General features: G+C 52.1%; 23 protein-coding genes and 1 tRNA gene. 22 read left to right on the forward strand and 2 right to left on the reverse strand.

The annotated features are described in order from the left end of the window. Positions 1-98: 98 nt before the first annotated feature. Positions 99-2,948: a ribonuclease E gene (gene rne, locus IB286_RS11660; RefSeq protein WP_190765720.1), complete on the reverse strand. Its 2,850-nt coding sequence runs from the start codon at positions 2,946-2,948 to the stop codon at positions 99-101. A gap of 577 nt (positions 2,949-3,525) precedes the next feature. Here rne and rluC point away from each other — a divergent pair. Both rluC and IB286_RS11670 read left to right on the forward strand, forming a co-directional pair. Next, entirely contained in the window at positions 3,526-4,476 is a 951-nt protein-coding gene (rluC, locus tag IB286_RS11665) for a 23S rRNA pseudouridine(955/2504/2580) synthase RluC (RefSeq protein ID WP_317889750.1), read from the forward strand. A 3-nt stretch (positions 4,477-4,479) separates the two neighbouring features. Further along, on the forward strand, positions 4,480-5,133 hold the full coding sequence (locus IB286_RS11670; RefSeq protein WP_190765724.1) for an HAD family hydrolase: 654 nt from the start codon (positions 4,480-4,482) through the stop codon (positions 5,131-5,133). Positions 5,134-5,139: 6 nt separating this feature from the next. Here the strand turns inward: IB286_RS11670 and IB286_RS11675 are convergent, their stop codons facing one another. After that, on the reverse strand, positions 5,140-5,739 hold the full coding sequence (locus IB286_RS11675; RefSeq protein ID WP_190765726.1) for a Maf family protein: 600 nt from the start codon (positions 5,737-5,739) through the stop codon (positions 5,140-5,142). 165 nt (positions 5,740-5,904) lie between these two features. On the opposite strand from IB286_RS11675, the gene IB286_RS11680 reads away from it, so the two are divergent. The 20 genes from IB286_RS11680 (at position 5,905) to clpP (ending at position 24,395) form a co-directional block, all read left to right on the forward strand. Next, positions 5,905-6,441 (forward strand): YceD family protein, encoded by a 537-nt coding sequence (locus tag IB286_RS11680; protein ID WP_190765728.1) that lies wholly within the window; start codon positions 5,905-5,907, stop codon positions 6,439-6,441. 37 nt (positions 6,442-6,478) lie between these two features. Further along, on the forward strand, positions 6,479-6,658 hold the full coding sequence (rpmF, locus tag IB286_RS11685; RefSeq protein WP_190765730.1) for a 50S ribosomal protein L32: 180 nt from the start codon (positions 6,479-6,481) through the stop codon (positions 6,656-6,658). Between the two features lie 9 nt (positions 6,659-6,667). Then, positions 6,668-7,663, forward strand: a complete 996-nt coding sequence (plsX, locus tag IB286_RS11690) for a phosphate acyltransferase PlsX (RefSeq protein ID WP_190765732.1) — start codon at positions 6,668-6,670, stop codon at positions 7,661-7,663. Between the two features lie 74 nt (positions 7,664-7,737). Then, on the forward strand, positions 7,738-8,685 hold the full coding sequence (gene fabD, locus IB286_RS11695) for an ACP S-malonyltransferase (protein WP_190765734.1): 948 nt from the start codon (positions 7,738-7,740) through the stop codon (positions 8,683-8,685). A 22-nt stretch (positions 8,686-8,707) separates the two neighbouring features. Further along, positions 8,708-9,445 carry a 3-oxoacyl-ACP reductase FabG gene (gene fabG / locus IB286_RS11700; protein ID WP_190765736.1) on the forward strand — a complete coding sequence of 246 codons (738 nt, stop codon included), beginning with the start codon at positions 8,708-8,710 and terminating at the stop codon, positions 9,443-9,445. Between the two features lie 201 nt (positions 9,446-9,646). Further along, positions 9,647-9,883, forward strand: coding sequence for an acyl carrier protein (gene acpP, locus IB286_RS11705; protein ID WP_190765738.1), 237 nt, complete (start codon positions 9,647-9,649; stop codon positions 9,881-9,883). Positions 9,884-10,006: 123 nt separating this feature from the next. Continuing rightward, positions 10,007-11,245, forward strand: coding sequence for a beta-ketoacyl-ACP synthase II (gene fabF, locus IB286_RS11710; RefSeq protein ID WP_190765740.1), 1,239 nt, complete (start codon positions 10,007-10,009; stop codon positions 11,243-11,245). 15 nt (positions 11,246-11,260) lie between these two features. Beyond that, complete coding sequence (gene pabC / locus IB286_RS11715) at positions 11,261-12,100, forward strand: aminodeoxychorismate lyase (protein WP_317889751.1); 840 nt, start codon at positions 11,261-11,263, stop codon at positions 12,098-12,100. Beyond that, on the forward strand, positions 12,093-13,172 hold the full coding sequence (gene mltG / locus IB286_RS11720) for an endolytic transglycosylase MltG (protein WP_190765742.1): 1,080 nt from the start codon (positions 12,093-12,095) through the stop codon (positions 13,170-13,172). Before pabC ends, mltG begins: the two co-directional genes overlap by 8 nt. Next, a complete protein-coding gene (gene tmk / locus IB286_RS11725) occupies positions 13,172-13,810 on the forward strand; it encodes a dTMP kinase (protein WP_190765744.1) in 639 nt (212 codons plus the stop codon). The genes mltG and tmk overlap by 1 nt, the downstream gene beginning before the upstream one ends. 11 nt (positions 13,811-13,821) lie before the next feature. Then, positions 13,822-14,814 (forward strand): DNA polymerase III subunit delta', encoded by a 993-nt coding sequence (locus IB286_RS11730; protein ID WP_190765746.1) that lies wholly within the window; start codon positions 13,822-13,824, stop codon positions 14,812-14,814. Between the two features lie 191 nt (positions 14,815-15,005). Continuing rightward, positions 15,006-15,353, forward strand: a complete 348-nt coding sequence (locus IB286_RS11735) for a PilZ domain-containing protein (protein WP_190765749.1) — start codon at positions 15,006-15,008, stop codon at positions 15,351-15,353. A 48-nt stretch (positions 15,354-15,401) separates the two neighbouring features. Further along, on the forward strand, positions 15,402-16,175 hold the full coding sequence (locus IB286_RS11740) for a TatD family hydrolase (protein WP_190765751.1): 774 nt from the start codon (positions 15,402-15,404) through the stop codon (positions 16,173-16,175). 21 nt (positions 16,176-16,196) lie between these two features. Continuing rightward, positions 16,197-17,330 carry a glycine cleavage system aminomethyltransferase GcvT gene (gene gcvT / locus IB286_RS11745; RefSeq protein WP_190765753.1) on the forward strand — a complete coding sequence of 378 codons (1,134 nt, stop codon included), beginning with the start codon at positions 16,197-16,199 and terminating at the stop codon, positions 17,328-17,330. A gap of 22 nt (positions 17,331-17,352) precedes the next feature. After that, complete coding sequence (locus IB286_RS11750; protein ID WP_190765755.1) at positions 17,353-18,414, forward strand: beta-N-acetylglucosaminidase domain-containing protein; 1,062 nt, start codon at positions 17,353-17,355, stop codon at positions 18,412-18,414. Between the two features lie 214 nt (positions 18,415-18,628). Next, the gene (gene fadB, locus IB286_RS11755) at positions 18,629-20,779 is read left to right on the forward strand and encodes a fatty acid oxidation complex subunit alpha FadB (protein WP_190765757.1); all 2,151 of its coding nucleotides are present in this window, start codon (positions 18,629-18,631) and stop codon (positions 20,777-20,779) included. Between the two features lie 18 nt (positions 20,780-20,797). After that, entirely contained in the window at positions 20,798-21,973 is a 1,176-nt protein-coding gene (fadA, locus tag IB286_RS11760; protein ID WP_190765759.1) for an acetyl-CoA C-acyltransferase FadA, read from the forward strand. Between the two features lie 160 nt (positions 21,974-22,133). Next, positions 22,134-22,218 (forward strand) — tRNA-Leu (locus IB286_RS11765). 80 nt (positions 22,219-22,298) lie between these two features. Continuing rightward, a complete protein-coding gene (gene tig / locus IB286_RS11770; protein ID WP_190765761.1) occupies positions 22,299-23,627 on the forward strand; it encodes a trigger factor in 1,329 nt (442 codons plus the stop codon). A 129-nt stretch (positions 23,628-23,756) separates the two neighbouring features. Next, complete coding sequence (gene clpP, locus IB286_RS11775; protein WP_317889752.1) at positions 23,757-24,395, forward strand: ATP-dependent Clp endopeptidase proteolytic subunit ClpP; 639 nt, start codon at positions 23,757-23,759, stop codon at positions 24,393-24,395. Positions 24,396-24,495 lie beyond the last annotated feature (100 nt).

Raw genomic sequence — 24,495 nt, forward strand, 5'->3', positions numbered from 1 at the left:
TCTCTGACGCAAGAAGTGCCGATGAAATTGCTGAAATATCTTTTTTCTTAGCGAAAAAAAGCCCGGCTTAACCGGGCTTTGAATTTTCACTTGCGCAATTAATTACGCGGATCATTGGCTGCGCGAGGCAGTACCGGACGGTTGGGGTCTGGCTGAGCCATCAGGCTTGCGTCCAGTGCTGGTGGCATTGGGCGATTGGTGGTGATTTCAATCGCGCCAACCGGACGTGGAGCTTCGCGAGGATCGTTAGCTGCGCGGCCAATTGGTTTAACTGGCTTGATTACCGCAGGTGCCTCGATCTTAGTTTCGGCTGCAGCAACTTTGGCTGTACTGGCTTCTACTTTAACGGGCTGTTGAGCTTCTTGAGTCGAAGCTGGCGCATCATTACTCGCTTCTGGCGCAGCGGTGTCGTTGGCGGCACTCGCTGGCTGCTCATCTTGAGTTTCAGCGGGAGCCGTTTCATCGGCAACGGCTACTGTTGGTTCAGCAGGAGTGCGCACTTCTTCGGCTTCTACAGACTCGCTAGCGGCTTCAGTTGAAGCTGGGCTTTGTGATTCTGTAATTTCAGCTTCTGTTGTCGCTTCAAGCTGTTCTGCTGCTGGGCTGGTTTCTGCCACAGCGGGCGCAGGATTTTGGCTTTCGGCGGCAACTTCGCTGCGTTCTGCGGCGTTGTTTTCAGCTGTGTTGTTTTCAGCTGTGTTGTTTTCAGCTGCTTTGTTTTCAATAACGTCGTTTTCTAGCTCAACCTGGGCTTCAGCAGGGGCAGGAGTGCGTTTGCGCTCTTGTGGGCCGCGAGGCTTGTGGTTGCTCGGGCGACGTTTTGGCTGGTTATCTGCATTGTCGTCTTGAGTTTCTACGTTCTGATTGTTTTGCGCCTGATTTTCGCCGTTGTTTGAACGGTTTTGATTGTTGCGGCGGTTGCGGTTGCGACGGTTGCGGTTATTACCGCCTTCGCTGCGATTGTCGTCGTTACGTTCTTGGCGCTCTTCCTGGCGGGGTTTGTTATCCGCTGCCCGGTTGTCGTTGTTGCGATTATCTGAGGCGCGGTTATCCGAGGAACGATTGTCAGAAATACGATTATCGCGTGAGTCGTTACGGCGATTATTGCGATTGCCGTTGCGGTTATTGCGATTACGGTTATTGTTGTTGCCGCCAGAACGTTGCTGGTTATTGCGACGATTATTGCGGGCGGGTTTTTCGGGTTCGGGCTCAGGGCCGGTAAACCAGCTAGCAATGGTTTTGCCGATTTTGGCAAAGAAGCCAGCTTCTTCTGCGCTGTCATTTTGCGTCGCTTTGCGGTTGTCCGCTTTCGCTTGAGGTGCGGCGGCGGGAGCGGGTGCTGCTGCAACCGGTGCTGCGGTGCGAACTACGGCCGCCTGATTGACGGTTGGTGTAGGTGCAGACAGGTTTTCTTCAATTTCTTCCTCGTTTTCGAGGGCGATTTTGTAGCTCAGTTCTTCCTGCTCACCCAGATCGCCTTCGCGGAGGCGCAGCACTTCAAAGTGCGGGGTATCCATATTGGGATTGGGGATGATGACCACGCGAACGCTGCTGCGTTGCTCAATATCGTTGATTGGGCGGCGTTTTTCATTCAGCAGGTAAGAGGCCACATTTACGGGCACAATCGCGCGAATCTCGGCGCTTTTCTCTTTATTGGCTTCTTCTTCTACTAAACGCAGAATCGAGAGCGCTAATGATTTGGTGTCGCGAATCGTGCCTTGGCCGTTACAGCGTGGGCAGACTTTGGCACTGGTTTCACCCAGAGAAGGACGCAGGCGCTGGCGAGACATTTCCAATAGGCCAAAGCGGGAGATGCGGCCTATTTGCACGCGGGCGCGGTCGGGGCCCATCGCATCTTTGACACGGTTTTCGACTTCGCGCTGATTTTTGGGTGAGGTCATGTCGATAAAATCGACCACGATCAAACCGCCGATATCGCGCAGACGCAGTTGACGGGCAATTTCATCAGCCGCTTCCAGGTTGGTCTGCAGGGCGGTTTCTTCAATATCACCACCCTTGGTTGCGCGCGCCGAGTTGATGTCGATAGACACCAATGCTTCGGTGGGGTCGATAACAATCGAGCCGCCCGAGGGCAGTTGCACTTCACGGGTGAAGGCGGATTCAATTTGGGATTCAATCTGGTAGCGATTAAACAGCGGCACAGGGTCGTTATAGTGGCGCACTTTATTTTTGAAGTGCGGCATCACCTGCTCAACAAAGTGCATGGCTTCGTTGTAAGACTCGGCGGAGTCGATCAAAACTTGATCAATGTCGTCGCGTAGATAGTCGCGAATCGCACGGATAATGACGTTGCTTTCTTGCAGAATCAGTACTGGCGCTTGGCGTTCTTCGCCAGCTTGCTTGATGGCAGACCACAGGTGCAGCAGGTAATCGAGATCCCATTGCAGTTCTTCGGAGCTGCGACCAATGCCCGCGGTACGCACAATCACGCCCATGCTGTCTGGTAGCTCGAGGCCGTTCATGGCATCGCGCAGAGCCGAGCGTTCGTCACCTTCGATGCGGCGGGAAATGCCACCGGCGCGAGGGTTGTTGGGCATCAATACCATGTAACGGCCGGCGAGGCTGATAAAGGTGGTGAGGGCTGCGCCTTTATTACCGCGCTCTTCTTTTTCAACCTGAACGATAACTTCGGTGCCTTCTTTGACCAAATCTTTGATTTTGGCACGGCCTTGAACATCGTTGGGGGCGCGGTAGAAGTATTCGCGGGCAATTTCTTTGAGGGGGAGGAAGCCGTGACGTTCGGCGCCAAAGTCGACAAAAGCGGCTTCGAGGCTGGGTTCTACGCGGGTGATTTTACCTTTGTAGATATTGGCTTTTTTCTGGATGCGAGTCCGGTTTTCAATGTCCAGATCATAGAGCCGCTGGCCATCGACCAGTGCGACACGCAACTCTTCTGGTTGAGTTGCGTTTATCAACATTCTTTTCATGAGCTTAGAGATTCCCAGTGCTGCGGGTCTCGCCGTTCCGCTCATGTGACGGATCATCTTGTTAAGCGTCTTGATAGACCGCTAATTGCGGCGTCATTAGTGGCGCTTGGGCGCATTATTCGGTCTATCTGGCCAGTCGCATTGGGCGCTGGCGTGGTTTCCTTTTCGGGCGTCGCGATTGGCGATCGGCCGTCACTCTCATCTATTCATTGCGCCGGGCCAAATTTGGCGGGGCAATGGTAATACTGTTTTAGCTGGTCTCAGGAGTCGCTTTTCGAAGCTCTGTCACACTCACGGTGCTGGCAAGTTGCGGCAGCACGAATAGTTAATAGGCCGGCACTGCGTTAGAATTCGCCGGCACCAATATTTCATTAATCTTTTGCGCCCTACTTCCTTTTATATAAGCAGGGAATTCGTGACGCTGTCGGTGTGTTGCACTGATCAGTCGTCAGGCAGGTTTCGCCAATTCCAACTCAAGCCGCAAAGGCGGGGGAGCGGGGCGCTGACCTGCGCGCTGAATATAGCAGTAATCAATTGCGAGCTCAATGACTTAGGGAGGTCAGGACAGTTGGAGACGGTGGTAAACGCCAAAGTGAAGCTGATTGCTGTAGATGCGGCATTTGAGGGGCAACGGCTGGATAATTTTTTGATGCGCGAGCTGAAAGGCGTCCCCAAGTCCAAAATCTATAATATTTTGCGGCGCGGCGAGGTGCGGGTAAATAAAGGAAGGGCCAAACCTGACTACAAATTAGTTGCTGGTGATGTGGTGCGGGTGCCGCCGGTGCGAATTGCCGAACGGGAAACGGTGGCGGTACCTAAGACGCTGGAACAGACCATTCGCGATGCGGTGTTGTATGAGGATGATGGGCTGCTGATCATTAACAAGCCCTCTGGCTTGGCGGTGCATGGCGGTAGCGGTGTGTCTTTGGGCTTGATTGAGTCGTTGCGGCAGGTTTTTCCAGAATATCGCCAGTTGGAGCTGGTGCATCGCTTGGATCGCGATACTTCCGGCTGTGTGATGGTGGCGAAAAAACGCTCAGTGCTTAAAGAAATTCACGAATTACTCAAAGCCAAGCAGGGCGTGGATAAGCGCTATCTGGCTCTGGTGGCGGGTAAGTGGCCGGCTCGTAAGCGTCAGGTCAAAGTGGCGTTGGAGAAAAATCATCTGCGTTCCGGCGAGCGCATGGTGCGGGTTAGTCCAGAGGGCAAGTTTTCGCTGACCGAGTATCAGTTACTTCAGCGCTATCGGGATGCCAGTCTCGTTGAGGCCAAGCCCATCACTGGCCGCACTCATCAGATTAGGGTGCATTGCCAGTCGGCGGGTTATCCCATTTTGGGTGACGATAAATACGGCGATGAAGAGGCTAACAAGCACAGCAAGGGTTTAGGCTTGCGGCGTTTGTTTTTGCACGCCCACTCGCTGAGTTTGGTGGTTTCGGGGCGGCGAATTAGCGTAGAAGCGCCGTTGCCCGATGAGTTGCAGCAATTTTTAACTCGAATCGAGCTGCCGGCTCAGCAGGGAGAGTAGGCGGTGTTGCTGATATTTGATTGGGACGGCACGTTGCTGGATTCCAGCGCTAAAATTGTCGGATGTATGCAGAAAGCGGCATTAGATTGTGGCTATCTGCCGCGAACTGAGCTGGAAGTCCAAAATATTATTGGTCTTGAACTGGGTTTGGCGATTCAGCAACTGTACCCCGATCAAAGCCCGGCTGAGTGTTTACGCATCCGTGAAGCCTATGTTCACCATTTTATTGAGGCGGATCAGGTTCCCTGCCAATTCTTTGCGGGTGTGGCTGAGGGGTTGAGAGCCTTGCATGGTGCGGGACATACTCTTTGTGTGGCCACCGGCAAGAGTCGGCGCGGCCTTAACCGGGTGTTGAGTGATTTGCCGGAAGCTCGGCTGTTTTCTGCAACCCGCTGTGCTGATGAAACGTCTTCAAAGCCCGATCCGCTTATGTTGCGGGAGTTGTGCGAGGAGTTTCGGGTGCCTGCCGCGCAGGCGGTAATGGTGGGGGATACTGAGTACGATCTGGAAATGGCGTCAAGATTGGCCATGCCCAGCGTGGGGGTGAGTTACGGCGCCCATGCTGTTGAACGCCTGCAGCGCTGGCAGCCGATTTCGGTTATTGATCATTTTTCCCAGTTAATACCGGTGCTTGGCCGGCATTTCGGCGAGGTTTAACGCTTTTTAGAGAATGGGATAGTTCTCTTTTTCCAGGAAATCGATAAGGCGTATTAATGGAAGGCCGATCAGGCTGTTGGGATCGTCGCCATTGAGGGCTTGAAACAGCGCAATACCTAGGCCTTCTGATTTAAAACTGCCGGCGCAATCGAGCACTTGTTCCTTTTGTAAATATTGATCAATTTGATCTGGGTTCAGTGTTCTGAAGCGAACACTGAAGGTTTCAACGCTTAGTTGCACCCTGTTGGCGCTGCTATTAAGCAGGCAGATGCCAGTATGGAATACCACGGTCTTCCCTGAGCTGGCGAGTAGCTGCGCCTTGGCATTTTCTTGGGTGCCCGGCTTGCCAATGGCTTTTCCCTCAAGTTCGGCCACTTGGTCACTGGCGATAATTAAGGCATTGGGTTGGGTTTGGGCAACGGCCTGTGCTTTGGCTAAGCTCAGGCGCTGAGCGGTTTCACGGGGTTGCTCATTTTTCAGGGCGCGTTCGTCAATGTCTGGGGAGATCTGGAGCGGCTCTAGCCCAAGCTTTTCCAGTAGTTGCCGCCGGTAACGGGAGCCGGAGGCCAGAATAAGTGTTGGCAGCGGTTGGTTTGTGTTTTTCATGGCGCTATTTTGGCTGGGTGGATGGACTTAGGCTAGCGCCATTTTGCTCGCGTCCTCTATTTTGGGATGGGGCGGGCAGTGAACCCCGAAATGTGGGTGCAAATCGTTTAAAAAACAGGAATTTGCTTTGACAAAAAGAGGGCAAATCCCTATGATTGCGCGCCTATGCAAAGACAGCCCCTGCCCAAGATGGTGGAAGCGCGGAAATTTGCAACCGCTGGTTGTGAAGTTTCTGCCGCTGTGCCCGTTTCAGCCTTGCCAAGATTTGTGGAAGGCTTGGCCACGGATAGCGGGGTTGTGGACGTTGATCTGCAGTTTTTTCGAGACGAGCAGGGCTTTTTTCGGGTAGCTGGAAAAGCCGTTTCTAACGTTGAGGTTTTTTGTCAGCGTTGTCTCGAAGCGATGCCGGTTGATCTCCAAGCTGATTTTGAATTGGCGATTGTCTGGAACGACGAACAGGCGAAAGCGTTGCCTAAATCCCTTGATCCCGTGATCTTGGGTGACGAGCCGCTTAATCTGTACGATCTGGTTCAGGATGAGCTGATTTTGAATACGCCTTTTGTTAATTATCACCCCGAGGCGGACTGCTCTGTAAAATTGGCAGAGTTTAACCCCGAGGTGGAACAACAAGAGGGTACTGAAAGTCAGGAAGGTGGCGAGTCGCCGTTTTCCGTGTTGGGTCAATTATTTCCTAAAAAATAACTGACTCGGAATAATTGAATACGAGGATCTGAGAGCCATGGCTGTTCAGCAAAACAAGAAAACCCGTTCACGTCGTGGCATGCGCCGTTCACACGACTCGCTGACTGGCTCGGCTCTGTCCGTAGATCAGACCAGCGGTGAAAAACACCTGCGTCACAATGTTACCGCTGACGGTTTCTATCGTGGCCGCAAAGTAGTTGCGGGCAAAGACGACTAATTATTCTTTGTGGCATCACTGCGCCTCGCTGTTGATGCTATGGGCGGAGACCTAGGTCTCCGCGCAACCCTTCCTGCTTCCCTGCAAATACTGCAGGAAATCCCCGAACTCTCCATTTCTCTGATCGGTGATCAGGGAGAAATTTCTGCTGCCTTGTCTGCTCATGGCGGTGATCAGTCACGCCTGCACATTGTTCATGCCGCCGATGTGGTGGATATGGATGAAAAACCTTCCCACGCCTTACGCCATAAGCGCGAATCGTCCATGGGGATTGCCCTGCAATTGCTGAAAGACGGGCAGGTCGATGCCGTGGTTAGTGCTGGTAATACCGGCGCGCTGATGGCCTTGGGCTGTCTTTTAGTGGAGCGTTTACCTCAGGTGCGCCGTCCGGCCATTTGTGCGCTATTCCCCGCCCACAATGGTTTTACTCTGGGTTTGGATGTAGGGGCCAATATCGCCGCCTCGCCAGAAGAGCTTTATCAATTTGCCTCTATGGGCTCAGCTTTGTACAGCAGTATGACTGGACAGTCGGCTCCTCGAGTTGGGCTGTTGAATGTGGGCGAGGAAATGATCAAAGGGACCGAGGTGGTTCGCGATGCCGCCGAGCTGATTCAAGCGGATGCCAAGCTGAATTTTTGCGGTTTTGTTGAGGGTGGCGATTATTTCTCGGAACAGGTCGATGTTATTGTCAGTGATGGATTTGCCGGCAACGTTGCCCTTAAAGCCTGTGAGGGAACGGCCAATTATATTCGTGGTGAATTGAGCCGTTTTTCTGATCAGCACCCGGTTGCCCGACTTATTGCGGCTTTATTCTGGCCACTGATTCGGAAATTTCGCAGAGAGATTGATCCGCGCCGCTATAATGGCGCAGCTCTGCTGGGCTTGAACGGGATTGTGATCAAGGCCCATGGCAGTTCCGATCAGAGCGGGTATTATGCAGCCCTTCACCAGACTGTGCAGGCTGTGCGCAGTGACTTGATTACTAATATCGCGCGCCAACTCTAGGCGGCGATACACAAGAATTTGAATGCTCGAAGACGGCATTCTCAAAAAAATACAATTTATATAAAGGAAGCACTATGGATAAGCAGCAACTGGCATTTGTATTTCCCGGTCAGGGGTCTCAGAAAGTGGGGATGCTGGCTGAACTGGGCGCCGAATACCCGATTGTTAAAGCCTGTTTTGAAGAAGCCTCTGAAGCGCTGGGCTACGATATGTGGAGCATGGTGCAAAACGGCGAGCAGGAGCAACTGAACCTGACGGAAAATACTCAGCCGATTTTGCTGACTGCAAGCGTGGCGGTTTGGCGTCTGTGGTGCCAGCGCGGTGGCATGACTCCTGGGGTGATGGCTGGTCACAGCTTGGGTGAGTTTTCTGCACTGGTTTGCGCTGGCGCGTTGAGCTTCAGCGATGCGGTGCGCTTGGTTCGCGCTCGGGGCCAAGCTATGCAAACGGCCGTTCCCGTTGGTGTTGGCGCCATGGCTGCAGTGTTAGGCCTTGAAGATCAGCAAATTCTTAGCATCTGCGAATCCATTTCTGGCGATGAAGTTGTTGAGGCGGTGAACTTCAATTCCCCCGGACAAGTCGTGATTGCCGGTCATGCTGGCGCAGTGGAAAAAGCCATTAATGCGCTGAAAGAGGCGGGAGCCAAGCGGGCGATGCTGTTGCCAGTAAGCGCGCCTTTCCATACCTCACTGATGAAACCCGCCGGTGAAAAACTTGAAGAAGCACTGGAAACTATTCCTGTTTCATCGCCAAGTATTCCGGTTATCCATAACGTTCATGCACAAACAGAAAGTGACGCCGAAGCCATTAAAGCCCTGTTAGTTAAGCAAATTTACAGCCCAGTTAAGTGGGTGGATTGTGTTGAGGCGATGATTGCCCGCGGTGTTGAAACTGGCGTTGAGTGTGGCCCCGGTAAAGTGCTGAGTGGCCTGAATAAGCGTATTCATAAACCACTAAACTGCCTGAATATTGACTGCCCAGACAGCTTGGCGGCGACCTTGGCTGCTATTGCCGGCGAATAAATTTTACTAATAGGAGAACAACATGACTGACAGAGTTGCACTAGTGACCGGCGCCAGCCGTGGAATTGGACGCGCGATTGCGCTGGCCTTGGGTAAAAGCGGTTACACCGTTGTAGGAACCGCAACCTCAGATGCCGGCGCGCAATCCATTAGCGAAGGTTTGGCAGCGGAAGGCATTAAAGGTCAGGGTATGACCTTGGATGTGTCTTCATCTGAGTCTGTCGATGCGGTTATCAAGGCTATTGGCGAGCAGTACGGTGCCCCAGCGGTTCTGGTAAATAACGCCGGTATTACCAAAGACAATATTATGATGAGGATGAAAGACGAAGAGTGGTTCGATGTGATCGACACCAACCTCAACTCTCTCTATCGCTTGAGCAAAGCCTGTCTGCGTGGCATGACCAAGGCGCGCTGGGGCCGCATTATCAATATCAGCTCTGTAGTGGGCGCAATGGGTAATGCCGGACAAGCAAACTACGCGGCAGCAAAGGCGGGCATGGATGGTTTTACTCGTTCACTCGCGCGTGAAATCGGTTCACGCGGTATTACTGTGAACGGCATTGCGCCGGGCTTTATTGATACCGATATGACCAAAAAGCTGGGCGATGACCAGCGCGAACTGCTGAAAGCGCAGATTCCGCTACAGCGTTTGGGCGAGCCCGAGGAGATTGCCGGCGTTGTGGTGTTTTTGGCCAGCGATGCGGGGGCGTATATTACCGGTGAGACCATTCATGTGAATGGCGGCATGTATATGGCGTAAACATCTGTTTTTAAAGAATATTTTGCATCAAATGTGAATTTTTCACGTTTTGCTATGCAAAAGCGGAATCAGTCGATGTAGAATGTGCGCCACGTGCATACCGCAAGACAGATTTTACATTGGTGGGCAGGTGAGTTTTTTTAACTAGAACATTGAACCTGTTTCGCTTACATATTTATCCAATAGGAGTCATACAAGACCATGAGTAGCATTGAAGAGCGCGTCAAGAAAATCGTTGCCGAGCAGTTGGGTGTGAAGGAAGAAGACGTTCAAGAGAACGCTTCATTCGTTGAAGACCTCGGCGCTGACTCGCTGGACACCGTTGAGCTGGTAATGGCTCTGGAAGAAGAGTTCGAAACTGAGATTCCAGATGAAGAAGCAGAGAAAATCACCACTGTTAAGCTGGCGATTGATTACATCAAAGAAAATCTGCAGTAATTCTTCTGGGCGGAGTCTTTACTGATCCGCCACACGGGAAACCGTTTAAAAAGCCGTTACTATGCGAATAGAGCGGCTTTTTTTATGTCTCGAATTTTAGATTCAAAATAGTGGGGGAACGCAATGGCCAAGCGTCGGATTGTGGTTACTGGAATGGGGATGATTTCTCCTTTGGGCAATTCCGTAGCGGAAAGCTGGCAAAATATTGTGGCTGGCAAGAGCGGTATCGGACTGATCGACCGCTTTGATGTCAGTCAGTATGCCACGCAGATTGGCGGTGCCGTAAAAGGCTTTGAGCTTGGTGATTATTTTCAGCCCAAAGAAGCCAAGCGTTTTGATCCGTTTATTCACTATGGTGTCGCGGCAGCAGAGCAAGCTCTGGCAGATTCGGGTCTCACCGTAGATGAGCAATTGGCTCCGCGTTTTGGTACTGCCATCGGTTCTGGTATTGGCGGCCTTGGCCTAGTTGAAAACTCACGTCTGATTGTAGAAAAAAGTGGCCCGCGTAAGTTGTCGCCTTTTACCGTGCCCGGCGCCATTATTAATATGATCGCGGGCGTGGTTGCTATTCGCCACAATCTGCAAGGGCCCAGTATTGCCATTACTACCGCCTGCACCACGGGTACGCATAATATTGGTATGGCGGCGAGAATGATTGCCTACGGCGATGCCGATGTAATGCTGGTTGGCGGGGCGGAAATGGCCACGACTCCGGTGGGTATTGGCGGATTTTCAGCGGCGCGGGCCATGTCGACCCGCAATGATGATCCGCAAGCAGCTAGTCGTCCCTGGGATAAAGACCGCGATGGTTTTGTGCTGGGCGATGGCGCCGGGATGTTGGTGTTGGAAGAATATGAATTTGCCAAGCAACGTGGTGCGCGGATTTATGCCGAGCTAAGCGGCTTTGGTATGAGTTGTGACGCTCACCATATGACCTCGCCACCGGAAGATGGTCGTGGTGCCCATGCGGCCATGCAAAATGCGTTGAACGATGCTGCTCTCAATGCTGAGCAAATCGATTACATTAATGCCCATGGCACCTCAACGCTGGCGGGTGATATTGCCGAGAGTCGAGCGGTGGAACGTTTGATGGGCGCGGCGGCGAATCAAGTGGCGGTAAGTTCAACCAAGTCGATGGTTGGACATTTACTGGGTGCGGCCGGTGCCGTTGAAGCGATTTTTAGTGTGTTGGCGATCCGTGACCAGTTAGCTCCGCCAACCATTAATCTTGATAATGTCGATGAGGGCTGCAATCTCAATTATGTTCCCCATACGGCGCAAGCCCGCGAGATTCAGCATGTGTTATCCAATTCCTTTGGATTTGGCGGCACCAATGGCAGTCTACTGTTTTCTAAAATTTAAGGGATTTGTAAGCGCGTGGTAAAAGAGCTGCCCATCAGCCTGTTCAATGGAAGAGCTAACGCGGATTTGACTGACTTGGCACACAGCCGGGGCCTAGCTTACGGTGATGGCCTGTTTGAAACGCTGGCCGTGGTGGCGGGTAAGCCGCTTTGGTTAGAGGCGCATCTTGATCGCTTGCGTGAAGGCTTGGGGCGACTCAATCTTCAGCTCAATGAGTCGGTACTGCTAAAGGAACTTGAGTTATTGCTGGATAAGGCGGGCAAACCGCAATCCGGGGTGATTAAAGTCATTATTTGTCGCTGCTCGGGAGGTAGAGGGTATAGCCCCGCGAGTCAGCAAAGCGATCGGCTATTAAGTTTTTTTCCGGCAACGAAGCCTGCGCCTTACTGGCACGATGGCGTTAAAATCACACTGTGTCAGCAGCGTTTGTCGCGCCAGCCTGCCTTGGCGGGAATAAAGCATCTCAATCGCTTAGAGCAGGTTTTGGCCAGTGCCGAGCTTCAAGCCCGAGGGTTTGCCGAGGGTTTGATGCAAGACGATAGCGGTTTGTTGATTGAGGGTACTCGCAGCAATCTGTTTTTGGTTCGTCAGGGGCAATTGCTGACACCAGCACTGTCACGCTGTGGTGTAGCGGGGATTATGCGCGGCAAAATTTTAGAATATGCAGCGCAATCTCAACTTCCTGCGCGTGTCGCAGACCTAACACTCGCGGATGTGTATTTGGCTGAAGAGTTGTTCCTTTGTAATAGTGTTTTTGGTATTTGGCCTATTACCGCAGTTGATTGCCATCAGAAATCCATTGGGCCGTTAAGTCGGCATCTTCAGGAGCAGTTTAAGGCGACCTTTGATGTTTAAGGCGTTTCGATTTTTCCTCACGCTTTTATTTCCGCCGTTGATTCTCGCGTTGATCGGCGCCTGGTGGTTGGTGTCTTATTTGGATACTCCATTAAAACTCAAGCAAGAACACGACTTGTTTCAGCTAAATGCCGGTATGGGCTTGTCGGCGGTTGCGGATAAAGCGGCGGCGGAAGGACTGTTGGAATACCCGGCAGCATTAAAAATTTATGCGCGCCTGCAGCCGGAGCAAGCTCTGTTGCGTACCGGTGAGTATCGGCTTGAAAGTGGAATGACCATTCGCGAGTGGCTGTCGAAAATGCAGCGCGGAGAGGTGGTGAGTTACCAAATTACTTTGGTTGAAGGCTGGACGCTGGCGCAGGTGATTGCGCTGCTCAATGCCAATGATAAATTGCAGCCCGTAACGAATAAAAATGCGTCGGATAAAACTGATTTACGTGCTGATGAGGGTTTATGGGCGCAGCTAGGATTGCAGGCTCCCGAGGTCGTCTTTCCCGAGGGTTGGTTTTTCCCTGACACCTATCAATTTCATCGCGGCGAAAATGCAGTGCAACTATTGCGGCGGGCCCATGAGCGGATGCAGCAAATTCTTGACGAAGAGTGGGCGGCTCGCGCGCCTGACCTGCCGTATAAAAATCGCTATGATGCCTTGATCATGGCATCGATTATTGAAAAAGAAACCGGTTTGGCCAGCGAACGTGAGCAAATTGCCGGGGTATTTGTACGCCGCTTGCAGAAAAAAATGCGCCTGCAGACTGACCCCACCGTGATTTACGGCATGGGTGATTCTTATAAGGGCAATTTGCGCAGTGCCGATTTGCGTAATGCTAATAATCCTTACAATACCTACCAGCATTTTCAGCTACCACCGACGCCCATTGCCTTACCCGGTCGGGAAGCGATTCATGCTGCACTGCATCCGGCGGAGGGCTCTGCGCTGTATTTTGTGGCCCGAGGTGATGGTAGCCACCAATTTTCAGCAACATTGGCAGAGCATCAAGCCGCAGTGCGGAAATATCAAATTACACAGCGGCGTCAGAGTTATCGCTCTGCGCCTGAGGCGAATAAATAATGACTAAACGCGGCGTGTTTCTCACCGTTGAAGGCGGCGAAGGGGTGGGAAAATCGACCAATCTTGCCTTCCTCACCGAACGACTTAAAGCCGCAGGTATTCCGTTTATTTCTACTCGCGAGCCGGGTGGCACCGAGTTGGCCGAGCAGATTCGCTCGCTGTTATTAACGCCTCGGGAAGAAGCCATGTCGGAGCTTACCGAGCTGTTGCTGGTCTTTGCCGCTCGGGCACAGCACCTCGAAGCCTGTATCAAACCGGCAATTGAACAAGGGCAGTGGGTAGTTTGCGATCGCTTTACTGATGCGACTTATGCCTATCAGGGCGGCGGCCGTGGTTTGTCGCAGTCGACCATTGCTCAGTTGGAAAGTCTCGTGCAAGGCGAATTGCGCCCGGATTACACTATTTTGCTGGATGCTCCAGTTGCGGTTGGGATGTCCCGTGCGCGAGAGCGTGGCGAGTTGGATCGGTTTGAGCGCGAGCAACAGAGTTTTTTTGAAAAGGTGCGCGGTGCCTATTTGCATATGGCGGCGGAGCACGCGAAGCGTTACCGGGTGATTGATGCCAGTGTTGAGCTTGAGGCCGTGCAGCAGCAATTAGGCGGAGAAATTGATTCTATTATCGAGGCTTGGTTGGCGTGAGTGAGGCTGGCGTGAGTGAAACAGGCGCGAATGAAGGCGTGGCTCAGCCGGCTACGGCATTTTCATGGCAAATGAATCAATGGCAGCAATTGGGGGCTTTATTAGAGGCAAAACGGTTGCCCCACGCCTTGCTCCTGTCTGGCCCGCAGGGTATTGGCAAGTTGCGTTTCGCTCAGGCCTTTGCCCATAGCTTACTGTGTCAGGATGCCAGCACTTTTGCTGCCTGTGGCCACTGCCAATCATGCCGTTTATTGGCTGCGGGTAATCATCCAGATTACCGGGAAATTTCTCCTGAAGAAGGCAAGCGCCAGATCGGTGTCGATCAGGTACGCCAATTACAGAGCTTTGTGGGGCAACACGCGCATCGCGAGGGTGGTCGAAAATTAGTGGTGCTTCACCCTGCGGAAGCGATGAATATCAACACCGCCAATGCTCTGTTAAAAACGCTGGAAGAACCCGCTGGCGACACGGTTTTACTTTTAGTCAGTCATGCGCCAAGCCAGTTATTGGCCACCATTCGATCGCGCTGTTTGCAAATGAGTTTTGGGGTGCCGGATCAGAAAGTGGTGCTCAATTGGCTGCAGAATTATATTGGCGATGAGGCCTTGTGTTCACGTTTATTAACCGAGGCTAGCGGCCGACCATTGGCGGCAAAAGCGCTATTTGATCAGGATGGGCTAAGTCGTTGGCAAGGTTTTGACGAGCAATTGCAAGGCGTTATTCAAGGCCGACAGAGTCCGGTTCAGCTAGCTGAGCTGCTTGCCGGTGAGGATATCTTGGAAACACTGGATTGGTGGTTGCAGCGAGGTTTGCGACTGCTTAAGCAGGTCAGTGCTGGCGTGGATTGCGAAAACCCGGTTTGGCAGGCCTTTGCCAAGCGCTCAGCGCATCAGCTCGTGGTGGAGTTGGATAAAGCTCAGCTTCTGCGTGCCAAAATGCAGAGGGGTGCTACACTGAACAAACGATTGGTTTGGGAGGAAATGCTCCTGAACTGGTTTGCCTAAAACAAGGATGTGGCGCTGATCAATTGTGTGAAAGTTGGCAAGCTACTAAATGGCACAACAGTGCGATAATTAGCCACTCCCCCCATACTTGAGTTAGTATTTGCCCGCAGTCCGTTTATCTGCACTATTGGAAGTAGACGAGTACCGCATTAACAAAATTCGCCTCACCGCGATAAGGACCGATTGAAGCAATGAGTGGCGCCCCCGCAAAAAATGGAATTTTGTCTCTGACAATTAGAGACAAGGCGGTGCTGTATGCGGCCTATATGCCCTTTATCAAAAATGGCGGGCTTTTCGTTCCCACCACCAAGGTTTATGACATTGGTGATGAAGTATTTATGTTATTGACGCTGATGGATGAGCCGGAAAAAATTCCGGTTGCCGGCAAGGTAATCTGGATTACGCCACGGGGCGCACAGAGCAATCGCGCAGCGGGTATTGGCGTTCAGTTTATTGGTGAAGACCATACCGCGAATTCAAAAATTGAAGCCTATCTGGCTGGAATTCTCGAGTCAGACAAGCTCACTCACACCATGTGAGTTACCTGTTCGTTTCATTTACGACCCCATTAAAGAAAGAGAGTAGAGATGCTGGTAGACAGTCATTGTCATCTAGATCGTCTTGATTTGCGGCACTATGACGGTGAGCTCAATGCCGCCTTAGCGGCTGCCCGTGAGCGCGGTGTGGAGCGCATGCTCTGTATTGGTATTGATCTTAAAAACGCGCCAGATGTAGTGGCAATTGCCCAGGCAAATCCGGATATCTATGCCTCTGTTGGTGTGCACCCCTTGGATATTGCTGAGGATGTCTGCGCTATAGAAACGCTTGTGGAATTGGCGGGTCAAGATAAGGTGGTCGCCATTGGTGAAACCGGCCTCGATTATTACTACAGTCAGGAGCGCAAGGCGGAGCAGCAGCTCAGCTTTGCCAACCATCTGCAGGCTTCGGCGCGTTCCGGCAAGCCCACGATTGTCCATACCCGGGATGCCCGCGAAGATACCCTGAATATTATTGCCGAACACGGTGACCCTGCGGTTGCCGGTGTTCTGCATTGTTTCACCGAATCTTGGGAAATGGCCAGTGCGGCCATTGAAATGGGTTACTACATTTCCTTTTCCGGCATCATTACCTTTAAAAGTGCGGAAGAGTTAAGAGAGGTCGTGAGACGGGTGCCCATGGAGCGTATCTTGGTGGAAACCGACTCACCATATTTGGCGCCGGTGCCTTATCGCGGCAAAAAAAATGAGCCCAAGTTTGTGGTGGAAGTGGCGCAATGTGTGGCGGATTTAAAAGGTTTGAGCTTTGCCGATGTGGTGAGCCAGACCGGTAAAAATTTTAACCAGTTATTTAGATTAAATTAGATTAGATTGAGGAAACCCCAGGTGAGTGACGCGAGCCTATCGACTGCTGAATTGAAATCTACGGCACTGAATGCCCTGCACCGCGAGTTGGGTGCAAAGATGGTGCCTTTTGCTGGCTACGATATGCCGGTGCAGTATCCCTTGGGTGTAAAAAAAGAACACTTACACACGCGCACTGCAGCGGGCTTGTTTGATGTCTCACATATGGGACAAATTCGCGTTACCGGTGAGGGCATCGCACAGGCCTTGGAAGCGGTTTTTCCCCAAGACGTTATCGGCTTGCCGGTGGGACGCCAGCGCTATGGTTTGATGCTGAATGAACAGGCCGGTATTCGCGATGACTTAATGTTTGCTAATCGCGGCGAGGATTTCATGTTAGTGGTGAATGCCGCTTGTAAAGATCAGGATTTCGCCTGGTTGCGCGCAAAACTGCCGGATTCTATTAAGCTCGAGATGCTGGAAGATCAGGCACTACTAGCCATTCAGGGGCCGCAGGCGCGTGCGGTAATGAGCCGTTTACAACCGGCGCTGGCAGAGATGACCTTTATGGATACAGCCTTTGCCAGCATTGGCGGTATTGATTGCTGGTTGAGCTGTTCCGGCTATACCGGTGAAGACGGTTTTGAAATCTCAGTGGCCAATGCCGATGTTGAGCGTTTAGCTCGTTTGCTTATCGCTGAAACCGAAGTCGAATTTATTGGTTTAGGTGCGCGAGACTCACTGCGTTTGGAGGCAGGCCTCTGTCTCTATGGTCACGATATGGACGAAACCCTCTCGCCCTTGTCCGCCAACTTAATGTGGTCGGTTCAAAAATGCCGTCGCCCCGGCGGGGAGCGCGCCGGTGGTTTCATCGGTGATACCGCGTTTTTTCAGCAGCTGGAATCGGGTGCAAAACAGCAACGCGTTCTGCTCGATATTGAAGGTCGCGCGCCAGTGCGTGAACACACCGAGATTGTGGGCGAGCAGGGCGAAGTGTTGGGCGAGGTTTGCAGTGGTGGTTTTGGCCCCAGTGTGGAAGGTCCCATTGCCATGGCCTATATTGAAAGCGCTGCCTTGGCGGACAAGCGTGCCTTGTTTGCCAATGTGCGCGGCAAATCCATTCCGGTGAGTGTGAGACGCGGGGCCTTTTTCCCTCAGCGCTATTTCCGGGGGTAAGTTTTTTCTTTGAGGCCGGTGTATGCACTTTCAGCTGGGTGTGATTGAGGGGTTCTATGGCCGCCAGTGGAGTTGGGCCCAGCGAGAGCAGCTTCCCGCCTTATTAGCAGCCTGGGGATATAACGCGTATATCTATGCCCCAAAAGGGGATAGTAGCCTGCGCAGCGCTTGGCATCAGCCCTTTAGCCGAGTTCATCAATATCAACTCTCGGCCATGAGTGAGGCCTGTCATCAGGCCGGAATTGCTTGGGGGCTGGGATTTTCTCCCGCCGGTTTACAAACCCGTTTCGATGCCGCTGATCGCCAGCGACTGGCAGCTAAGGTCGACACGCTGAAAGCGCTGGTACTCGACCAGCTGTGGATTTTGTTTGATGACCTGCCTGCCGGGAATCCTGATTTAGCTCGACGACAATTAGACGTAGTCGATTTTATTCGCCAGCAAATGCCCAATACGCAACTGGCCGTCTGCCCCAGTTACTACAGCGAAGACCCCATTCTTGAGCAATTGTTTGGCGCTTGCCCAACAGGCTATTTTGAAGAGCTGGGGGCGGGCTTGGCGGAGGATATTGATATTCTCTGGACTGGTCGGGCCGTGATCAGCCCAGATTACAGCGCCGAGGATATGGATCGCGCCCGGCTTATCTTAGGGCGCAAGCCGTTGCTATGGGATAACTACCCGGTCAACGATGGTCGCAAAAGCAGTCGTTTTCTCAATCTTTACCCCTTTCGGGGGCGGGGCGCGAGTCTTGCCGCCCAGACCCGTGGGCATTTCACCAATCCCATGAATCAATTTGCCGCCTCCTGTCTGGTGTTGCCGACCTTGGCGGCCATTTATAAAAACGATGAGCCTTACTGGGCCGATCAGCAATTTGAGCAACAATTGTCTACACTTCCAGAGGTGCTTGCCCAGCGCTTGCGAGTGGATTGGTCGCTGTTTCAAGAGCAGGGGCTGGATCAGATTCCTGAGTCCGATAAAAACAAACTTTGCAGTGCATACCGGGCAATCTCACACCCTATTGCCGTAGAGGTGGCAGACTGGCTGGATGAGGCTTACCGCTTTGATCCGGATTGTCTCACCGAGTAGTTGTTCGAGTATTTGTGTGGCTGTTTGCACTGGGGTTTTGACTTTGCGGACGCCGTTCTATGTCAACAGGGTTATTGAACTGTTAGCGGCGATGCTGTAATTTTCGCCCAAATGTTTTACATGTAAACATTTAGCGTGAGCTGTTCGCGCGCTTCATTGCCAGCGGAAGTGTTCTCCTTTATCAGGCCTTCCCTAACTCAATTGAGGAATAACAATGATCTATCAAGGCCAAGCCTTAACGGCTAAGTATCTGGATGGTGGTATCGCTGAACTCTGCTTCGATCTGCAGGGTGACTCCGTAAATAAATTTAACCGCCTGACTCTGAATGAGCTCGATCAGGCGACTGCGGCATTAGCGGCAGAAGCCGACCTGAAAGGCGTATTGGTGACCAGCGCCAAGGGCGTTTTTATTGTTGGTGCCGACATCACTGAGTTTACCGAATTGTTCAAACTGCCCGATGAAGAACTGGGCAAATGGGCTCGTGAGGCCAATGGCATTTTTAACCGCTTTGAAGATCTGCCGGTACCCACGGTAGTCGCCATTAATGGCGTGGCCCTAGGCGGCGGCTATGAGATGTGTCTGGCCTGTGATTTCCGCGTTATGTCTACTGCGGCGGTCGTTGGCTTGCCCGAAGTTAAGCTGGGCATTAACCCCGGATTTGGTGGCACCGTGCGTTTGCCTCGGGTTATTGGTTGCGACAACGCGATGCTGTGGACGGCAACGGGCAATCAGCAAAAACCGGATGCAGCGCTGAAAGACGGCGGTGTCGATGCGGTGGTTGCACCAGAATTGCTGAAAGAGGCGGCCTTGGATCTGTTGAACAAGTGTGTCGACGGCACCTTTGATTACAAAGCCAAACGCCAAGAGAAGCTGGAACCCGTTAAGCTCAACGATATTGAGCGCATGATGGCCTTTACTACGGGTAAAGCGATGGTGGCACAGCAGGCCGGCAAAAATATGCCCGCGCCGATTACTGCGGCCAAATCCATGGAGAAGAACGCACCATTGGCTCGCGACGCGGCCATTGAAGTGGAAATTGCCAACTTCATTAAATTGACCCGTACGCCACAATCCAATGCGCTGATTGGTCTGTTCCTGAATGACCAAGCGGTGAATAAAACTGCCAAAACCCACGCCAAAGCGGGTGGTGATGTAAACCAGGCGGCGGTACTTGGCGCCGGTATTATGGGTGGTGGTATTGCTTACCAGTCTGCCTATAAAGGCACTCCAATTCTGATGAAAGACATTGCCGAGGCAGGTCTGGAATTAGGTATGAAAGAGGCGGGTAAGCTGCTCTCCAAACAGGTCAATCGCGGCCGTATGGGCGCAGACAAAATGGCCAAAATCATGGGCAGCATTCGTCCTACCCTGAATTACGATGGCTTTGACAAGGCCGATGTCATTGTTGAAGCGGTAGTTGAAAATCCCAAAGTTAAGCATGCCGTACTGAGCGAAACGGAAAATCACATCCGTGAAGATGCGGTTCTCGCCTCGAATACGTCAACCATCTCTATCAACTATTTGGCTGAGCCTCTGAAGCGCCCTGAAAATTTCTGCGGTATGCACTTCTTTAACCCGGTTCACGCTATGCCGCTGGTTGAGGTTATTCGCGGTGCGAAAACCTCTGATGAAACCGTGAGCAAAGTCGTCAAATACGCGCTGCAAATGGGTAAAACGCCCATCGTGGTTAACGACTGCCCCGGTTTCTATGTCAATCGTGTGTTGTTCCCGTACTTTGCTGGTTTTGAAATGCTGGTGCGCGATGGGGTGGATTACCGCCGTATCGACAAAGTTATGGAAAAATTCGGCATGCCTATGGGGCCTGCTTATTTGATGGACGTGGTCGGTATCGACACCGGTTGTCACGCTGCTGAGGTGATGGCAGAAGGCTTCCCTGAGCGTATGAACTACGGTTTCCGTACCATTTCTCAAATGATGTATGAAGCCAAGCGTTTCGGTCAGAAGAATGGCATTGGTTTTTACGCCTATAGCGAAGATGCGAAAGGCAAGCCGCGCAAGACCGAAGATGAAACTGCGCTGAGCATGGCGGCGGAAGCTGCAGAAGGTCGCAGCCTGGAAATCACCGACGAAGACATTATTGCTCGCATGATGATTCCAATGTGTACCGAGGTGGTGCGCTGCTTGGATGAGAACATTGTTAGCTCAGCGGCCGATGCCGATATGGGTCTGATTATGGGTATTGGTTTCCCAGTATTCCGCGGCGGTGCTCTGCGCTTCATCGACCAGATGGGCGTAGCAGCTTTTGTTGAACTGGCTGATCGCTTTAAAGAACTTGGCGGCGTATACGAGGCTCCTGAAAGCCTGCGTAGCATGGCGGCCAATGGCGAGACTTTCTTCAAGTAATTCGGGCGGAGACGAAAAATGACTTATCAAGCAAATGATGTAGTAATTGTAGATTGCGCCCGTACCCCAATGGGGCGTTCTAAAAATGGTGTTTACCGCAATGTGCGCGCAGAAAACTTGTCGGCGGCACTGGTAAACGGCCTGCTAGCCCGCAATCCCGGCATTGATCCTGCCAGCTTTGAGGATGTGATCTGGGGCTGTGTAAACCAGACTAAAGAACAGGGCTGGAACATCGCTCGCATGTTCTCGGTAATGACCCAATTGCCGCACACCGTAGCTGGGCAAACCGTGAGCCGCCTGTGTGGTTCTTCAATGTCGGCACTGCATACTGCTGCGGCGTCTATTACCGCCGGTATTGGTGACACCTTTATGGTGGGTGGTGTTGAGCATATGGGCCATTTATCGATGACCCACGGCGTTGATCCCAACCCGCAGTCGAGCAAATATGTCGCTCGTGCCGCCGGCATGATGGGCATGACCGCTGAAGCGCTGGGTATGTTGCACGGCATTAGCCGCGAACAGCAAGACCAGTTTGGCGTTCGCTCGCACCTGCGTGCGGCTGCCGCTCAGCAGAAAGGCCTGTTCGATAAAGAAATCATTGCGATGGAAGGCCATGACGAAGAGGGTCGCAAGATTCTGGTCACTGCCGATAATACCGTTCGCGCTGAAACAACCCTTGAAGGTCTGGCGCAATTGCGTCCCGCTTTTGATCCGGTAAATGGTACGGTAACTGCGGGTACTAGCTCTCAGATTGCCGATGGTGCCTCTGCCATGATCGTAATGTCTGGTGCCCGTGCTGCCGAGCTGGGTTTAACCCCTCGCGCGCGCATCATCGGTATGGCGGTTGCGGGTGTTGATCCGTCAATTATGGGTTACGGTCCTGTGCCATCAACTCAGAAAGCCCTGAAGCGTTTGGGCATGGAAATGTCTGATATTCAAACTGTCGAGCTGAATGAAGCCTTCGCCGCTCAAGCATTGCCAGTACTAAAAGACCTTGGTCTGCTGGAAATGATGGACGAGAAAGTGAATCTCAATGGCGGCGCCATTGCACTGGGTCACCCATTCGGTTGTTCCGGTACGCGTATTGTGGGCACCTTGCTTAACGTTATGGAACAGCAGGATACGTCTGTTGGTCTGGCCACCATGTGTATTGGTATGGGGCAGGGTATTAGCACCATTATTGAGCGTATTTAAGCTCGCTTACTAAAGGTTTCGCGTGGGAGTGATTGTTGTTGCAGTCCTCCCTTGAACCGACTGCCGGGCTGTGGCACAATCTGCGGCCTCGCGTTGTTGGAGCTTCGCGAAGCCTCTTTTCAAAGCCGTTTTAATTCAGATAGTTAGGCGGTTTTTTCGTGCGGATGTGGTGAAATTGGTATACACGCCAGATTTAGGTTCTGGTGCCGCGAGGCGTGAGAGTTCGAGTCTCTCCATCCGCACCATTTTAAAGGCAATAATTTTTGACAGCTCCCCGACTCCGTCGCGGAGCTGTATTTTTATTTACCGTATTTGAGGAATACCCATGCAAGTTTCCGTTGAAACAACCTCTGGCCTGGAGCGTCGTCTGACTGTTGGCGTACCCGCCGAGCGTGTTGATAGTGCTGTTGATGCACGTCTGAAGGAAGCCGCCCGCACCGTTAAACTCGACGGTTTCCGTCCCGGAAAAGTGCCAATGAAAGTGGTTCGCCAGCGTTTCGGCCAATCAGTTCGTATGGAGATCTTGGGCGATGTCATGAACCAAGCGTTCTATGAGGCCATTCAACAGCAAGATCTTCGCCCAGCAGGCCGTCCTTCAATCGAACCCAAAAACATGGATGAAGGCAAAGACGTAGAGTTTGTTGCCACTTTTGAAGTATTTCCAGAAATTGAATTGAAAGACTACAGCGGCATCACCGTAGAAAAGCCAGTTTCTTCTGTGACTGATGCTGATATCGATGTGATGATCGAGAACCTGCAAAAACAACGCGCAAGCTGGGACACCGTAGAGCGTGCCGCTGCTGAGGGTGACCAGGTTGATATCGACTATGTTGGCACAAAAGACGGCGAAGAATTTGCTGGTGGTAAAGCCGAAGGTCAAAAATTGGAATTGGGTTCAGGTCGTATGATTCCCGGTTTTGAAGACGGCATTATTGGCCTGTCTGCCGGTGAAGAGAAAGTGGTTGCGCTGAGCTTTCCAGAGGACTACCACGCCGAAGAGCTGAAAGGCGCGGCAGTTGAGTTCAAAATTAAAGTGAACGCCGTTCAGGAAAAGAAATTACCCGAGCTGAACGATGAGTTTTTCACTGCCTTCGGTGTTGAAGAGGGTGGTGTAGAAGCCTTCCGTGAAGAAGTGAAAAAGAACATGGAGCGCGAACTGAAGCGCGCCGTGAACACTCGCATTAAAGATCAGGTGATGGAAGGCATTCTGGCAGCGCACAGCGACCTGCTGATTCCTCAAGCGCTGATCCAGCAAGAAATCGATGCGCTGCGCAACCAGCAAATGCAGCAGTTCGGTGCTCTGGCTGAGAAACTGAATCCAAAAGATATCCTGCCGGATGAGCTGTTCAGCGAAAACGCTGAGCGCCGTGTGCGCTTGGGCTTGGTAATTAACGAAATTATCACTGCTGAAGATATCAAGGCCGATGCCGCTAAAGTGGACGAAGCACTGGAAGAGTTGGCGGGAAGCTATGAAGACAAAGATGAGGTGATTAGCTGGTACAAGAGCAACCCTCAGCAGCTTCAGCAAATCGAAGGTATGGTGATTGAAGAGACAGTAGTCGAAAAGTTGCTTGAAAAAGCGCAGCTTAGCGATGTAACTTTAAGCTACGAAGAAGTTCTGACTCCACCTAAGAAAGGTGGCGATGACGAATAAGCGTCATTTGCCAAGTTGATGAGAATCAAGCGACCGAACTTCCGTTCCGTCGCTTGATTTTTTTTAGGGTCGCCCTAATAACTACTATTCAGAACTACACCCGCAATTACGACCCACGAGAAGAGAAATATGTCGCGTAGCAATTTTGAAGGCATCAACAACAATACTATTAATAACCTCGGCCTGATTCCTATGGTCGTTGAGCAGACCTCACGGGGTGAGCGTTCCTACGACATCTATTCCCGTCTGCTGAAAGAGCGCGTGATCTTTTGTGTGGGCCCTGTTGAAGACAATATGGCCAACCTGATTGTCGCGCAGATGCTGTTTTTGGAATCGGAAAATCCCGATAAAGACATTCATCTCTATATCAACTCGCCGGGTGGCTCTGTTACTGCCGGTCTGTCGATTTACGACACCATGAAGTTCATCAAGCCAGACGTTAGCACCATGTGTATGGGGCAGGCGGCCAGCATGGGCGCTTTCTTGCTGAGTGGCGGTGCCAAAGGCAAGCGTTTTATTCTGCCTAATGCGCGTACCATGATTCACCAGCCTAGCGGTGGTGCTCAAGGTCAGGCCACGGACATTGATATTCAGGCGCGCGAAATTCTGATTATTCGTGAGCGTTTGAACCATCTGATGGCCGAACACACGGGGCAGGATTACGAGACGATTGCCCGTGATACCGAACGCGACAACTTTATGAATGCCCAGCAGTCGAAAGATTACGGTCTGGTGGACGAAGTGCTGACCGACCGCGGAGCAAAGTAATTCGCTAGAGTAATCAGCGTATTCCGGCTGATAGCTGCAGGAGCGTGGAAAATCACGGCTTGCAAAACAATACAAAAGGGGCCATCTTTAGCTTGTGACT

Source organism: Spongiibacter pelagi (assembly GCF_014705705.1).
Classification (GTDB): Bacteria; Pseudomonadota; Gammaproteobacteria; order Pseudomonadales; family Spongiibacteraceae; genus Spongiibacter; species Spongiibacter pelagi.